The 15,060-nt window shown below is 64.1% G+C and carries 13 protein-coding genes; 8 read left to right on the top strand and 5 right to left on the bottom strand.

The features are described 5' to 3' along the window. Positions 1-212: 212 nt before the first annotated feature. The 3 genes from IVA92_RS24600 to IVA92_RS24590 form a co-directional block, all read right to left on the bottom strand. A complete protein-coding gene (locus IVA92_RS24600; RefSeq protein ID WP_247277667.1) occupies positions 213-1,484 on the bottom strand; it encodes a DUF892 family protein in 1,272 nt (423 codons plus the stop codon). A 141-nt stretch (positions 1,485-1,625) separates the two neighbouring features. Further along, positions 1,626-3,080 carry a dihydropyrimidinase gene (gene hydA / locus IVA92_RS24595; protein ID WP_247277666.1) on the bottom strand — a complete coding sequence of 485 codons (1,455 nt, stop codon included), beginning with the start codon at positions 3,078-3,080 and terminating at the stop codon, positions 1,626-1,628. Positions 3,081-3,193: 113 nt separating this feature from the next. Beyond that, positions 3,194-3,802, bottom strand: coding sequence for a TetR/AcrR family transcriptional regulator (locus IVA92_RS24590; RefSeq protein ID WP_247277665.1), 609 nt, complete (start codon positions 3,800-3,802; stop codon positions 3,194-3,196). Positions 3,803-3,902: 100 nt separating this feature from the next. On the opposite strand from IVA92_RS24590, the gene IVA92_RS24585 reads away from it, so the two are divergent. From IVA92_RS24585 to IVA92_RS24575, 3 genes are all read left to right on the top strand, one after another. Continuing rightward, complete coding sequence (locus IVA92_RS24585) at positions 3,903-4,598, top strand: PspA/IM30 family protein (protein ID WP_247277664.1); 696 nt, start codon at positions 3,903-3,905, stop codon at positions 4,596-4,598. Positions 4,599-4,650: 52 nt separating this feature from the next. Continuing rightward, the gene (locus tag IVA92_RS24580; protein WP_247277663.1) at positions 4,651-4,926 is read left to right on the top strand and encodes a YiaA/YiaB family inner membrane protein; all 276 of its coding nucleotides are present in this window, start codon (positions 4,651-4,653) and stop codon (positions 4,924-4,926) included. A gap of 269 nt (positions 4,927-5,195) precedes the next feature. Then, complete coding sequence (locus IVA92_RS24575; protein ID WP_247277662.1) at positions 5,196-5,402, top strand: hypothetical protein; 207 nt, start codon at positions 5,196-5,198, stop codon at positions 5,400-5,402. Between the two features lie 61 nt (positions 5,403-5,463). Here IVA92_RS24575 and IVA92_RS24570 read toward each other — a convergent pair whose 3' ends face one another. Continuing rightward, entirely contained in the window at positions 5,464-6,309 is an 846-nt protein-coding gene (locus IVA92_RS24570) for an SDR family NAD(P)-dependent oxidoreductase (RefSeq protein WP_247277661.1), read from the bottom strand. A 189-nt stretch (positions 6,310-6,498) separates the two neighbouring features. Between IVA92_RS24570 and IVA92_RS24565 the strand changes: the two genes are divergently transcribed. The 4 genes from IVA92_RS24565 (at position 6,499) to IVA92_RS24550 (ending at position 11,816) form a co-directional block, all read left to right on the top strand. Then, positions 6,499-7,995: an aldehyde dehydrogenase family protein gene (locus IVA92_RS24565; RefSeq protein ID WP_247277660.1), complete on the top strand. Its 1,497-nt coding sequence runs from the start codon at positions 6,499-6,501 to the stop codon at positions 7,993-7,995. 108 nt (positions 7,996-8,103) lie between these two features. Continuing rightward, positions 8,104-9,231 (top strand): alkene reductase, encoded by a 1,128-nt coding sequence (locus IVA92_RS24560; protein ID WP_247277659.1) that lies wholly within the window; start codon positions 8,104-8,106, stop codon positions 9,229-9,231. Positions 9,232-9,388: 157 nt separating this feature from the next. Then, the gene (locus tag IVA92_RS24555) at positions 9,389-9,892 is read left to right on the top strand and encodes a GFA family protein (protein ID WP_247277658.1); all 504 of its coding nucleotides are present in this window, start codon (positions 9,389-9,391) and stop codon (positions 9,890-9,892) included. A 262-nt stretch (positions 9,893-10,154) separates the two neighbouring features. Further along, positions 10,155-11,816 (top strand): thiamine pyrophosphate-binding protein, encoded by a 1,662-nt coding sequence (locus IVA92_RS24550; protein ID WP_247277657.1) that lies wholly within the window; start codon positions 10,155-10,157, stop codon positions 11,814-11,816. A 209-nt stretch (positions 11,817-12,025) separates the two neighbouring features. Here IVA92_RS24550 and IVA92_RS24545 read toward each other — a convergent pair whose 3' ends face one another. After that, positions 12,026-13,405: an LLM class flavin-dependent oxidoreductase gene (locus tag IVA92_RS24545; protein WP_247277656.1), complete on the bottom strand. Its 1,380-nt coding sequence runs from the start codon at positions 13,403-13,405 to the stop codon at positions 12,026-12,028. Between the two features lie 265 nt (positions 13,406-13,670). Here IVA92_RS24545 and IVA92_RS24540 point away from each other — a divergent pair, with 265 nt between their 5' ends. After that, positions 13,671-15,056: a M20 family metallopeptidase gene (locus IVA92_RS24540; protein WP_247277655.1), complete on the top strand. Its 1,386-nt coding sequence runs from the start codon at positions 13,671-13,673 to the stop codon at positions 15,054-15,056. Positions 15,057-15,060: the final 4 nt, after the last annotated feature.

The following is a 15,060-nucleotide window of genomic DNA, read 5'->3' as shown; positions in this document are numbered from 1 at the left end:
GTTGCGCAAGAAGATCGGTTCGGCGCAGGGTCGATTGCGGCATAGTTGAACAGCACCGGCACGTAAGCAGTTCGATCGTCAAGAGCGTCATCGACGGCGCGATCCACTCGCCAAAGAACAGCCAGTCAGCCAGCGCAGTACGAGGAGCAGCGCGTACCGCCCCCGTAGAGGGGGCGGTTGAACTCAGTGCGCACACGCGTTGGGCTGGCTTCCTATTCGGCCTGCTCCAGTGCGGCGGGCATCTTCGCCACCGACATCAGCGACCGCGCCACCTGATTGAGCAGGAGATCGGCATTCTCTTCTTCGGCGAGCGATTTCGAGAGCAAAGCGACGACCGCGCTGTGACGGAGCTGCTGGGCCAGATTGCGTGCCGTGGTATAGCCGGACATCTCGTAATGTTCGACGCGTTGAGCCGCTGAGATCAGCGCGAGGTCGGCGGCTGCGTCTTCCTTCTCTTCGCCTTCCTTCATGACCTCCTGGCCTTCCTCGATCAGCCCCATCATGCCTTTGCAAGGCTTGGCCCGAGCGTTCTCGCCGAGGAGCTCGAAGCATTCGTTGATGCGTTCGACCTGGTTCTCGGTCTCGGCGAGATGCTGCTCGAACAGTTCCCGCAACTGATCGAAACGCGCGGCCTGCGCCATCTTCGGAAGCGCCTTGGTCAACTGCTTCTCGGCATGGAGAATGTCACGCAGCTCGTGAAGCAGAAGATCGGTCAGGCCGGCTTCGTCGACGGGCGGCGAGCTCTCCGTGACGATCGATGTGGCAGCGCCGGGCTCCGCGGACTGCAGTGCCGGGGACTCGGTGAACACCCAGTCTTCGCCTTCGTTCCACGGACCGCGGGTGTCGATTTCGCCGTGGTCACCGCTGCCGGTGGAGTCGTTGAAGTACTGGTTCACGAGGCCAGGCGTCGGAGCAATCCGGCCGACACTGAAGGCCGGTTTGGACAGGCTTTCGAGTGCGCGCGCGAACGCCTTCATATGCGTAATCTCTCGCGTCATCAGGAATTGTAGTGCGTCTTTGCTGCCGGCGTCGTCGCAGAAATTGATCAGACGCTCGTAGACGATCTTGGCTCGCGCTTCGGCGGCGATGTTGCTGCGCAGGTCGACGTCGAGCTCGCCGGTGATCTTGAGATAGTCGGCGGTCCAGGGATTCCCCTGCGAATTGAACAGATTGACGCCACCGCCGCCGGCAATTGCAATGAGCGGATCGGCTTCCGCCGCCTGACGGTCGTTCTTTGAAGGCGCAAGATGCATCCGCGCCAGGCAGCCGACGACCTCGAGATGACTAAGCTCTTCGGTGCCGATATCCATCAAGAGGTCTTTGCGGTCGGGGTCCTCGCAATTCAGCCCCTGAATCGAATATTGCATCGCGGCCGCGAGTTCGCCATTGGCGCCGCCGAACTGCTCGAGGAGCATATTGCCGAAGCGCGGATCGGGTTCGTCGACGCGCACGGTGAACATCAGCTTTTTGACGTGGTGATACATGGAGGGCTCGCGCTCTGGAAGGAAAGATACGCGACAACGAGACGTCCGGACGTTCGTTCCTAAGCCCTCTCCAAGATTCAAGCTGTAGTTGCCCGAGACATTGCCGCAGAAGCGATAGCTCTGATCTCGCGGCGAGGAGTGTTACGGCGTCACCGCGCCGCGTTCGACCGCGGGCGGGGCGGTGAGCTTCTTCCAGGTCGAATTGGCCAGATGCACCGGCGAGAATGGCGGCCGCTCGACATAACGGCCGTCGCCTGCCTTGGCGCGCAGATCGCCATCTTTCCAGACGATGCGGCCACGGGACAACGTCGCGGCCGATCCGCCGGTGCAGGAAAAGCCCTCGAACACGTTGTAATCGATCCGACTCATCTGCCGCTTGGCACTGATGGTCCTGGTTGCCTTGGGATCCCACACCACGATGTCGGCGTCCGATCCGGCGGCGACGGCGCCTTTCCGCGGATAAATGTTGAGGATGCGGGCGATGTTCGCCGAAGTCACCGCGACGAATTCTTCCCTAGTCAGCCGCCCGGTGGCGACGCCCGCGGTCCACAGCAGCGCAAGGCGGTCTTCGAGCCCGCCGGTGCCGTTCGGGATCTTCCTGAAGTCGCCGAGGCCGAACCGTTTCTGCGCAATGGTGAAGGCGCAATGGTCGGTCGCGACGACCTGGAGCGAGCCGGCTTGCAGGCCGGCCCACAGGCTGTCCTGATGCGATCTGTCGCGGAACGGCGGTGACATCACGCGCTGGGCGGAGTGATCCCAGTCCTTGTTCTGGTACTCGCCGGCGTCGAGCAACAGGTGCTGGATCAGCGGTTCGCCATAGACGCGCTTGCCGGCCGCGCGCGCCCTTGCAATCGCCTCATGCGCTTCGCGGCAGCTGGTGTGCACGATGTAGACCGGCGTGCCCGTCATGTCCGCGATCATGATCGCGCGGTTGGTGGCTTCGCCCTCGACCTCCGGCGGTCGCGAGTAAGCGTGGCCTTCGGGGCCGGTGACGCCGCGTGCGATAAGCGCCTCTTGCATCAGGGCGACGACGTCGCCGTTCTCGGCATGGACCACCGGCATGGCGCCCAGATGAGCGCAGCGCGCGAACGAGTTGTAGAGCTCGTCATCGTTCACCATGAGCGCGCCCTTGTAGGCCATGAAATGCTTGAACGTGTTGATGCCGTAGGTTTTGACCACGGTCTCCATCTCGTCATGGATTTGCTTCGACCACGATGTCACCGCCATGTGGAAACCATAGTCGGCGGCCGCCTTCTCGGATTTGCGGCGCCAGTCCTGATACGCCGCGAGCATCGACTGGCCGTGATCGGGCAGGCAGAAATCCACCACCATCGTGGTGCCGCCAGCGAGCGCCGCTTTGGTTCCCGATTCGAAATCGTCGGCGGTGACGGTGCCCATGAACGGCATTTCGAGATGGGTATGCGGATCGATGCCGCCCGGGATGACGTAGGCGCCGCCGGCGTCAATCACTTCAGCGCCCGCGGGTGCATCGAGTGAGGCCCCGACCGCGACGATGGCCTCGCCGTCGATCAGCACGTCAGCACGGCGCGAACAATCGTGATTGACGACGGTGCCGCCGCGGACGAGGAGGGGCATAGAGAACTCCGGGGTGGGGCGAGGGGATAGGGCTCCGTGAAGGCTAAGCGCGGCAATCGCGATGCGACAGGCGAAATTTTAGTCAGCCACCGCCAACGGTTTCGCCGCTGCCTCTACTCTGCGAGGGCGACTAGCCCAACCAGCATTGCGCGTACGAGGCCTGCGATTTCCTTGCGCAGCGCCGGCAGGGGTACGGCGACCAGCTTCTGTTCCAACCCCAGCGCCACCATGCCATGGACCGCCGAGAACAGGCTGCGCGCGGTGATGCTCAGTTCTTCCGGGCTGCGCTTTGGAAGCAGCGCGGACAGCGGCTGGTAGATGTGGCGGAACAGCTGCATCTGGTCCTCGATCGACCAGTCCGGGACGATCTTGTCGGCCTCCATGCGGTGCTCGAACAGCGCGCGCCAGAGCTGGAGATTTTCCGCGGCAAAATCACAATAGGCGATCGCGATGCGGACCAGGGCTTCTTGTGGCGATGGCTCGCCCGCGCTCTCAGCGGCGCTGAGCGCCTTGTCGAGCCGAAGCAATGTGCGCGAGCCGACGCGCAGGATCAATTCGTCGACGTCGGCGACGAGATTGTAGACCGCGCCATTGGCGCAGCCGATCTCGCGGGCGAGATCCCGGGTCTTCAGGCCAGCCAATCCCCGTTCAGCGATCATTCGTTCCGCCGCAAGAACTAGGTCTGATCGCAATTTCTCTCGACGTTCCAAGATCTTAGACATCGCCTACCAAGTTCGTGAGCGTCGCTCATAAATTTCTTGAGCAACGCTCAAGATATGCTAGAAAGCATATGTGAGCAACGCTCATAACAGGGAGCAACAAATGTTCAAGACCGTGGTGACCCTTTTCCGCGGCAGCGTGGCCGCTGCGGGCGAGGAGCTGGAAGACCGGACCGCCCTACTCATCCTCGATCAGCAGATGCGTGATGCGGCCGCGGCCGTCGAGCGCAGCAAGCGCACGCTGGCGCTGGCGATCGCGCAGGACCAGCAGGAGGGCCGCAAGCTCGAAGCGACGAATGCCCGCATCGCCGATCTCGAGACCCGCGCCGTTGCGGCGCTCGACGGTGGCCGCGACGACCTCGCCAAGGACGCGGCGGAAGCCATCGCGAGCCTTGAGGCCGATCGCGATGCGTTGATGACGGCACGCGCGCTGTTCGCGACCGAGATCGTGCGGTTGAAGCGCCATGTCGCCAGCGCGCAGGCTCGCATCACCGAGCTCGATCGCGGCCGCCGCATTGCCCGCGCATCGGAAGCGGTGCGCTCGCTTCGTCGCAGTGGCATCGAGGCTGCACGACCCTACGAATCCACGCTGCCGGAGGCGGAGGGCACGTTGAGGCGTTTGCGCGAGCGGCAGATGGAGGCCCAGGCCGCCGACGATGCCCTGGTGGAGCTCGACGCGACCACCGGTCCGCTCGCCACTGCCGAGAGACTCGCCGAACAGGGCTTTGGCCCGCGGCTCAAGACGACGGCAGACGATGTGCTGGCGCGGCTGAAGTCCAAGCGCATGCCGACTGCCTGATCTCAACCCCAACTTCCCGAACCAATCATCATTCGAACAACAGGAGACCACCATGAACCAGAACGGCCAGCCGCACAGCAGCGCTTGGGTGAGCTTCACTTACGCGTCCTTCGCAGCCTCGGCTTTCCTCGTCGGCATCGGCATCTTCTTCCTGCCGATCGACCTCTGGATGAAGGGCTATCTCACCATGGGCATCGTCATGCTGATCCAGACCTGCATCACGCTGACCAAGACCGTGCGCGACAATCACGAGAGCAGCCGCCTCGTGAACCGCATCGAGGACGCCAAGGCCGAGCGGCTGCTGATGGAGGTGTCCAAGGCGGCTTGAGGAGAGAGGCGCGGAAGAGGAGCGCTGTATGGCGGCGGCTGATGCTGAGCATCCGCCCCCGCCGTATCTCCGGTCATTTGCAACAATCGTGGCATCGCCCGCAAAATGCAGTCGAACCATGATGGCGGGTGTTGCGCTCATATGTTGCCGAGATCCTTTACATGCTGAGGCTTGTTACCTGGTTGTCCAGGTCAGAGCAGGCTTTGCCGATTGTGATTTGAACGCAGGTGCGATATGGCTCTCGCGCTTTCCAGAGGCGGAGACGAGCATTGTCGAAACAATCGTTGCGTGAGGAGGCCGAGCGCCTGATCCGCGAATCGATGGAAAAGAGAACCATCGTCGTCAAGCAGGGCACCACCCGCATCGAGGCCGTCTGCGGCAAGTGCGGCGCGCCGAACCGGGTGCAGGCGGAAAAGGGCCAGACGCGCGTCAAGTACGCCTGCAAGGATTGCGGGCACAAGCAAGAGACGCTGTAAGCGGGTTATCTGATCTCACCGTGCTGTCGCGCTCCAGCTCCTCAGCATGAGGGTCTGATAGTCAGTCGCCCTCCACAAACGTCTTGAACGCATCGGCGTAATCCGGGTGCCACCGCGACAGCGGCGGGCGGTTCTCGATGATGTCGCCGGCGGCCCACAGCATGCGCTTCTCGTCGAGTGCGCGCGGCACGTCGTTGTCCGGGCACAGGATGTAGAAGTCGCCGGCCTCGATCCGCGCCAGCATGAAGTCGACGGTCTGCTCCGGCGTCCAGGCGCCTGCGGGCTTCTCGGTGCGGCCTTTCGCGGTGAGGCCGGTGAAGACGAAACCGGGGATGAGCAGATGCGCGGTGATGTGGCAGTCCTTCGTGTTACGCAGCTCGTGCTGGAGCGCTTCCGTAAAAGCTTTCACGCCGGCCTTGGAGACATTGTAGGCGGGATCGCCCGGCGGGGTGGTGATGCCTTGCTTCGATCCGGTGTTGATGATGAGGCCTGGTTTACCGCGCGCGATCATGCCAGGTGCGAAGATGCGCGAGCCGTTGATGATGCCCCACATGTTGACGCCGATGATGCGCTGCCAATTGTCCGGCCCGGCGAACAATGTGCTGCCGGGCTGGATGCCGGCATTGTTCATCAAGATATCGGTGCCGCCGAAGCGTTCGCCTACGGCATGTTCGAGTTCCGTCACGCTCTCGGCCTTGCTGACATCGGCGGCAAACGTCATCACATTCGCAGCACCTGCGATGGATGAGAGTTTTGTTGCGGCCTCGGCCAGCCGCACCTGATCGACATCGGCGATGCACAGCTTCATGCCGGTGCGCGCAAACGCCGCGGCGGCGGCAAATCCGATCCCGGACGCGCCTCCTGTGATCACGGCAACGTTGTCTTTGATGATGGCGGGATGTGACATGGCGGCCTCCGGCGAAGCTACGTTGCGTTCCGCCGCGTTATAGCACGTGTCTCGTGCGACCCTGCACAACTCGGCATGGGAGGTCTTCGCTCCGCGCCGCCTTTACGCCTCTCCGGCGCCGCTGTATTTTGTGGGACGAACGATCGCGCCCAGATCGAACCAATCAATCACCTGACAGGGAGTGCAGCCATGGCTGTGTCGCAGGCTATTCCGATCACGCGCCATCCATTCGCGAACGGGTCCTACAAGCAGATGCTGGTCGACGGGAAGTGGGTCGACGCTGCCTCAGGCAAGCGCTTCGAAACCCGCAATCCCGCCACCGGCGAGCTGCTCGCAACCGTCGCCGAGGGGGACAAGGAAGACATCGACCGTGCGGTCGCCGCGGCCCGCCGCGCCTTCGAAGGACCCTGGAGCAAGGTCAAGCCGTTCGAGCGGCAGAACCTACTGCTCAAGCTCGCCGATCTCGTCGAGAAGAATTTCGACGAATTGTCGCAACTCGACACGCTCGACATGGGGGCCCCGGTCAGCCGGACCCGCGCCTATCGCCTGCGCGCCATCGGCATGCTGCGTTACTACGCCGGCCAAACCACCGCGATCCATGGCGAGACCATCGAGAACTCGCTGCCGGGCGAGATCTTCTCCTACACGCTGAAGGAGCCGGTCGGTGTCGTCGGCGCCATCATCCCCTGGAACGGGCCGCTGACGGCGACGATCTGGAAGATCGGTCCGGCGATCGCGACCGGCTGCACGGTGGTGCTCAAGCCTGCCGAAGAAGCGCCGCTGACCTCGCTGCGCATCGCCGAGCTTGCGATGGAAGCGGGCGTGCCGCCCGGCGTCATCAACGTCGTTCCCGGCTATGGCGAGACCGCGGGCGCGGCGCTCGCCTCGCACCATGACGTCGACAAGGTCGCCTTCACCGGCTCGCATGTCACGGGCCAGTCGATCATCCGTGCGTCGGCCGGCAACCTCAAGCGCGTCTCGCTCGAGCTCGGCGGCAAGTCGCCGGACATCGTATTCGCGGATGCCGATCTCGATGCCGCGGTGCCGGGCGCCGCGATGGCGGTGTTCGCCAATTCGGGGCAGATCTGCAGCGCCGGAACGCGCCTGTTCGTCGAGCAGTCGATCTACGAGGAGTTCGTCGGCCGCGTCGCGGAGTTCGGCAAGAAGCTGCAAGTCGGAAACGGCCTCGATCCAAACACCCAGATCGGCCCACTGGTGTCCGAGCAGCAATTGGAGCGTGTCACCGGCTACCTCGATATCGGCCAAAAGGAAGGCGCCAAGGCGCTCGCCGGCGGCGGACGCGTCACCGAAGGCGCGCTGTCGAAGGGCTTCTTCGTCTCACCCACGGTGTTCGCGGGCGTCCAGGACAACATGCGCATCGCGCAGGAGGAGATCTTCGGTCCCGTCATCTCCGCGATCGCGTTCAAGGACATGGATGAGTTGGTCAAGCGCGCCAACAACACCACTTTCGGCCTCGGCTCGGGCCTATGGACCCGCGACGTCAGCAAGGCCCATGCGGTAGCGAAGAGTTTGCGCGCCGGCTCGGTGTGGGTGAACTGCTACCAGGCGATGGACCCGGCTGTGCCCTTCGGCGGCTACAAGATGAGCGGCTATGGCCGCGAGTCGGGCAAGCAGCACGTCGAGGAATATCTCAACGTGAAGGCCGTCTGGATCAAGACGGCGTAGTTTCCCTCCTCCCTTTCGCAAGGAGGAATATTGCCTTCGTGGGGCGGCACCTTTCCGGTAGCCGCCCCGCTATATGATCGTCATCCTTCCGAAGCATTTGAGGCCAGCATGAAGTTCGAGGCGTTGTTTCGACCGTTGCAGGTCGGTCCGTACAGGCTCGCGCATCGCGTCGCGATGGCGCCGCTAACGCGCATGCGGGCGGAGCGCGAAACTTTCGCGCCGTGGCCGCTCAACGCCGAATATTACGGCCAGCGCGCGACGCCGGGCGGCTTGATCATCGCGGAAGCCTCCCCTGTGCTCTCGCACGGCCGCGGCAATCCGGCGACGCCGGGCATCTATTCGGAGGCGCAAGTCGCTGGCTGGCGCAAGGTGGTCGATGCCGTGCACGCCAAAGGCGGCATCATCTTCCTCCAGCTTTGGCATGTCGGCCGCGTCTCGCATTCCTCCTTCCACGGTGGCGCGCTGCCGGTGTCGGCCTCGGCGATCCCGATCAAGGCCGAAGGCATGAAGGCGATGACCGCCGACGGCAAGATTTCGGACTACGAGACGCCGCGCGCGCTGGAGACCGAAGAGGTCAAGGGCATCGTCGAGGCATTCCGGCAGGGTGCCAAGAATGCGCTCGCCGCCGGCTTCGACGGCGTCGAGATCCACGGCGCCAACGGGTATCTGCTCGAGCAGTTCCTGCAATCGCGCAGCAACCAGCGCACTGATCAGTATGGCGGATCGATCGAGAACCGCGCGCGGCTGCTGTTCGAAGTGACGCAGGCCGCGATCGACGTCTGGGGAGCGAACCGCGTCGCCGTCCGGCTGTCGCCTCACGGCATCGCCAATGATTCCGGCGAGCCCGATCCGATGCCGCTCTATAGCCATGTCGTGAGGGCGCTCGACAAGCTCGGTCTTGCCTATTTGCACTTCATCGAGCCGCGTTCCAGCGGCGCCGGCCGCGCCGACGTGCATTGGGAGAACGTGCCCTCCGCGATGGTGCTGTTCCGCCCGCTCTACAGCGGCGTGCTGATGACCGCCGGCGGCTTCACCGGCGAGAGCGCGAATGCCGCGATCGCCGACGGATATGCCGACATCATCGCCTTCGGTCGCATCTTCATCTCCAACCCCGACCTGCCGCGGCGTCTTCGGCACGGCTTCCCGATCACGCCGTACAATCGTGCGACGTTCTACGGTGGGGAGGAGAAGGGGTACACGGATTATCCGGCGTATGACGAACTGACGCCGGCCTGAACTGTTTCCGTCATTCCGGGGCGACGCAACGCCTCGAGCCGGGAATCCATGTCGCATCCTGGCGTGCCGCCCGATGGATTCGGGCTCGCGACTTCGTCGCGCCCCGGAATGACAATCGTGTATTCTCGTCCTCGCAATGACGACGGAGAGAATCCCCATGGCCAAAGCCGCCGCCGCCGCAGGAATTGCCACCGGGCAATGTCTCTGCGGCAAGGTCAGCTTCGAGATCGACGTGCCTGCGCGCTGGGCCTGGCATGATCATTCCGCCGCCAGCCGCCGCGCCCATGGCGCGGCCTACGCGACCTATGTCGGGAGCTGGAAGAAGCGCTTTCGCATCACCGCTGGCAAGACTGCGCTCACGCGTTACGAAGACAAGGCCACGAAGACCACCCGCAGCTTCTGCTCGCATTGCGGCACGCCGATCGCTTATGAGCGCCCGCGCGGGCCGCACATGGTCAATATCCCCCGCGCGCTGTTCAACGAGCGCACCGGCCGCCAGCCGCTCTATCACATCGCCATCGAAGAGCTGCAGGAATGGGCCTATGCCGGCGAGCCGCTGGTGCCGCTGAAGGGCTTTCCTGGCGTGGTCTGGCAGCGCTCGAAAAGGAAGAAACGGGTGAGGGGCGAGGATCCGTTCGAATTGGGGCGGGAGGAGATGTAGCGCACCGCGCACAGCTCTCGTGCCCCGGACGCAGCGCTGCGCCCCTTCGGCGGTGCGCTCCTGAGCCGGGGCCATGGTACCAGCCTCCGCCGTGCGAGTTCTGTGTCCCGGCTCTGCGTCGCAACGTTACACGTTTGCGCCACGTCCGGGACACGGAGAGGCGCTCACGCAACGCAGCCATGACCGCGTTTCCTTGCACGCTTCCTCCGACTTCGGCCATCATACGCCCATCCTTGCGGCAACGTCCGCTCCTGGAGGAAACATGAAGAACAAGATCACCGGCCGCTCGGCCTTTCTCGCGCTGCTCAAGGACGAAGGCATCACCCATCTGTTCGGCAATCCCGGCACCACCGAGTTGCCGATCATGCATGCGCTGAAGGATCACCCTGATCTCACCTATGTGATGGCGATGCAAGAGAGCCTGGTGGTCGCGATCGCCGACGGTTACAGCCGCGCCTCCGGAAAGCTTGTCGCTTGCAACGTCCATGTCGCGCCCGGCCTCGGCAACGCGATGGGCTCGCTCTACAACGCCAAGTTCACGGGCACGCCGATGATCCTCACCGCCGGCCAGCAGGAGCAGGGCCACGGCCTGATGGAGCCGGTGCTGTACGGTCCCTTGGTGCGCATGGCCGAGCCGCTGGTGAAATGGGCGGTCGAGGTGACGCGGCTCGAGGACCTGCCGCGCATCGTGCGCCGCGCGGCAAAGGTCGCGACCACGCCGCCAACCGGCCCCGTGTTCATCTCGCTGCCTGGCGACATCCTCAATAGCGAGGCGGGCATCGATCTCGGCCGCTCCACCCGCATCGACGCGCGTACCAGACCATCAGATGGTGCGCTCAGGGCCTTTGCTGCGCGGCTGCTGAAAGCCGAGCGTCCTGTGATCGTCACCATGGACGAAGTGGTCAAGAGTGACGCGCTGAAGGAGGCGGCTGAATTGGCGGAGTTGCTCGGCGCCGCCGCGTTTCAATCCTCGACAGCTTACGGTGCGCACTTCCTCTCGGAGAGCCCGAGCTTCGTCGGCACGCTGGCGCGGGTTCAGAAAGCGGCGCGCGATACGCTCGCGCCCTACGATCTCCTGATTGCGCTTGGCGGTGATCCGCTGCGGATGTCGGTCCATAGCGAAGTCGATGCGCTGCCGGATGGTCTCGGCATCGTGCAGATCGGTCTCGTCGATTGGGAGATCGCCAAGAATTACGGCGCCGAGATCGCGCTGAAGGCGGATTTGAAGGAAACGCTGCGCGCGCTGATCCCGGTGCTGAAAGAGATGGGCGGCGCAACACTCGCGAGCCGCGCCAAGCAGCACCTCGCCGAGCTCGTGCCGAAGAATTGGACTGCGCGCCGCGCCGCGCTGATCGAGCAGATCAACAGGAGCGCGGGCCGCACGCCGATCGACCCGGACTTTCTGGTGTTGCAAATGGTCGAGGCCATGCCCGAACATGCCATTCTCGTGGACGAAGGGCTCACCTCCAGCCGCCAGATCACCAACCTGCGTCCGCATCGCGAACGCTACGGCTATCACGGCCTCGCCTCCGGCGGCATCGGCTGGGGCCTGCCTGCCTCGGTCGGCGTCAGCATCGCCAATCCGGATCGCCCCGTCGTCTGTTTCTCCGGCGACGGCAGCGCGATGTATTCGATCCAGGCGCTGTGGACGGCGGCGCATCACAAGCTGCCGCTCAACGTCGTCATCGCCAACAATGGCGGCTACCGCATCATCAAGCAGCGCCTGCTCGCATTCCACGGTGACGACAATTACGTCGGCATGGATTTCGTCGATCCGCCGGTGGATTTTGCGGGCGTCGCGAAAGCGCTTGGCTGCGAGGCGATCAAGGTCAGCGATTCGCGTGAGCTGAAGACGACCCTGTCGTCGGCGCTTGGCCGGCCGGGGACGAAGCTGATCGAGGTGCTGGTGGACGGGAGGGTGTAAGTAGCGCTGCCTCCAAGTTCTCAGCTGTCATCGCGCGCGAAGGCGGGCGATCCAGTATTCCAGAGACGGCTGTGATTCCTCGATAGGCCGCGGCGTACTGGATGCCCCGGTCCCGGCTGCGCTAGGCTATGCGGGGCTTGCAAGCTCACTCGGCCGGCGAAGCTTCAGCGAAGATGGCAAGCCGGGGCATGACAGTGAGAGTGTGGCTCCTACCCCGTCTTCCCCACCCGATACCCCGCCGCCGGGTGCGGCGCATCGAGCCTTGCCCGGCCCTCGCCGAACAGCTTCTCCCGCAGCGTGCCCTTGGCATAGCCCGGCTTGTACCGTCCGCGCCGCGTCAGCTCCGGCACCAGCATGTCGGCGATATCCTCGAAATCGCCGGGCGAGATCGCAAAGGCGACGTTGAGGCCGTCGACATCGGTCGCCTCGAACCATTGCTCGATCTTGTCGGCAACCATCTCCGGCGTGCCGATCACGACGGGGCCGGCGCCGCCGATGCCGACATGCTCGATGACGTCGCGCACAGTCCAGACCCGGTCCGGATCGGCCCGGGTGACGTTGTCCATGGCGCTGCGGCCAGCGTCGTTCTGGACGTGCCGGACCTGCTGGTCGAGGTCGTAACCGGAGAAGTCGACGCCGGTCCAGCCCGACATCAGCGCCAGCGCGCCTTCGGGGCTGATATGGCGGCGATAGTCGGCGTATTTCTCTTTCGCCTCGGCTTCCGTCCGTCCGAGGATGATCGTCATCATCGAGAACATCAGGATTTCGGCCGGGTTACGGCCGAGCGCGGCGGCCTCTTGCCGGATTGCTGCCACGCGCGGCGCGATCACCTTGGCCGACGGTCCCGACATGAACACGCATTCGGCATGCTTCGCCGCGAATTGCCGGCCGCGCGGCGAGGTGCCGGCCTGGTACAGCACGGGCGTGCGCTGCGGCGACGGCTCGCTGAGATGAATGGTGTTGTTGATGCGGTAGTTCGCGCCCTCATGGTTGACGCGATGAACTTTCGCGGGATCGGTGAAGATGCCGCGCGTCCGGTCTCGCAGCACGGCATCGTCCTTCCAGCTTCCTTCCCAGAGCTTGTAGACGACCTCCATATATTCGTCGGCGATGTCGTAGCGGTCGTCGTGCCCGGTCTGCTTGTCCTTGCCGGCGCCGCGCGCGGCGCTGTCGAGATAGCCAGTGACGACGTTCCATCCGATCCGTCCCTCGGTGAGGTGATCGAGCGTCGACATCCGCCGCGCGAACGGGTAGGGCGGCTCGAAGGACAGATTGCTGGTGACGCCGAACCCGAGATTTTGCGTTACTGCCGCCATCGCCGAGAGCAGCAGCAGCGGCTCGTTCGACGGCGTCTGTGCTGCGTTGCGCAAGGCTGCGTCAGGGCTATTGCCGTAGACGTCATAAACGCCGAGCACGTCGGCGAGGAACAGCCCGTCGAAGCGGCCGCGCTCCAACGTCTTGGCGAGATCAATCCAATAGGGCAGGCGGTTATAGTTGGCGGTGCGATCACGCGGATGGGTCCACAGGCCCGGTGACTGGTGTGCGACGCAATTCATCGCAAAAGCGTTGAGCCTGATCTCTTTGGCCATGACGGTCCCTCGGCACTCTGTACTGAGCGCTCTTCGAATGGTAGACGTGCGCCCGAACTTGGCGAAGTTCTTGCATATCCTAGACTTGGATGTCTCGGCCTTGGCAAGGCCAAAATCCGCAGTGCTGCCGCACTTGGCAAGCCAATCTCACGAGAGCAAGAACCAAATTCCAAGAGAACCCCAAGAACTATCGAAGTCCCGCCACTTTCGAAGACCCGCCCGTCTCGGGTAATGTCCTTCGTCTCAAAATCTCGAAAAGCAAGTCATGACCAGAGCCGACGCTATCGCCCGCGCCCGCGAGGATTTCAAATCCGGTGCGTTCCTCACCGAGCTCGACCGCCGGATCGCTTATCGGACCGAGAGCCAGAATCCCTCGCGCGGCACTGAGCTGCGCGCCTATCTGGAACAGGAAATGCAACCGGCCTTTGCCGCGCTTGATTTCACCAGCCGCATCGTCGAATCCCCGAGCGGCAAGGCGCCGTTCCTGTTTGCCGAGCACCACGAGAGTGACTCAGTGCCGACCGTGCTGATCTACGGCCATGGCGATGTCGTCGACGGCATGGAGGGCGAGTGGCGCGACGGCCGCGATCCCTGGCGCACGACGGTTGCGGGCACGCGCCTCTATGGCCGCGGCACTGCCGACAACAAGGGCCAGCACAGCATCAATATGGCGGCGCTGCGCGCCGTGCGCGAGGCGAGAGGCGGCAAGCTCGGCTTCAACGCCAAATTCATTGTCGAGATGGGCGAGGAGATCGGCTCGCCCGATCTCGGCAAGGTCTGCGACCTCAATCGCGATGCGCTCAAGGGCGATCTGTTCATGGCCTCGGACGGGCCGCGTCTGTCCGCCGACCGTCCGACGCTGTTTCTGGGCTGCCGCGGCGGCATCCGCATCCATCTCGATGTGAACTTGCGCGACGGCGGTCACCATTCGGGCAATTGGGGCGGCGTGCTCGCCAACCCCGCGACCATCCTGGTCAACGCGATCTCCACGCTGGTTGATGGCCACGGCCGTCTCCAGCTCGACGCGCTGAAGCCGCCGCGGCTCACCAACCAGATCCGCAGCTATCTCGCCGACGTGCAGGTGGTGCCGACCGCGGACGAGCCGGCGCTGGCGGAGAATTGGGGCGAGGAGGGCCTGTCGGCGGCCGAACGGCTCTACGCCTGGAACACGCTGGAAGTGCTGGCGATGGCCTCGGGCAATATCGAGAAGCCGGCGAACGCCATTCCCGGCCATGCCAATGCCGTGCTGCAACTGCGTTTCGTGGTCGGGACGAAGATCGAGGGTCTGATCGAGGCCATCCGCGCGCATCTGGTCGCAAAGGGTTTTCCTATGGTCGAGGTGCGGGCGGCCCAGAGTTTTGCCGCATCGCGGACCGATTTCGACAGCCCCTGGATCAAATGGGCGGCCAATTCAGTGCAGGAGACGACCGGCAAGGCGCCGGCCGTGCTGCCGAATTTCGGCGGCTCGCTGCCCAACGACGTGTTCTCCGAAATCCTGGGCCTGCCGACGATCTGGGTGCCGCACTCCTACCCCGGTTGCTCCCAACATGCGCCCAATGAGCACATCCTGCTGCCATTGACCGAAGAGGCCTTGACGGTGATGGCCGGGCTGTTCTGGGATCTCGGCGAGTTGCCGGCGCCGTTAACCTGAGCCT

It is taken from the genome of Bradyrhizobium sp. 154 (assembly GCF_023073875.1).
GTDB lineage: Bacteria > Pseudomonadota > Alphaproteobacteria > Rhizobiales > Xanthobacteraceae > Bradyrhizobium.
Note: the sequence above shows the minus strand (reverse complement) of the source record. Positions and strands in the feature narration are given on the sequence as shown.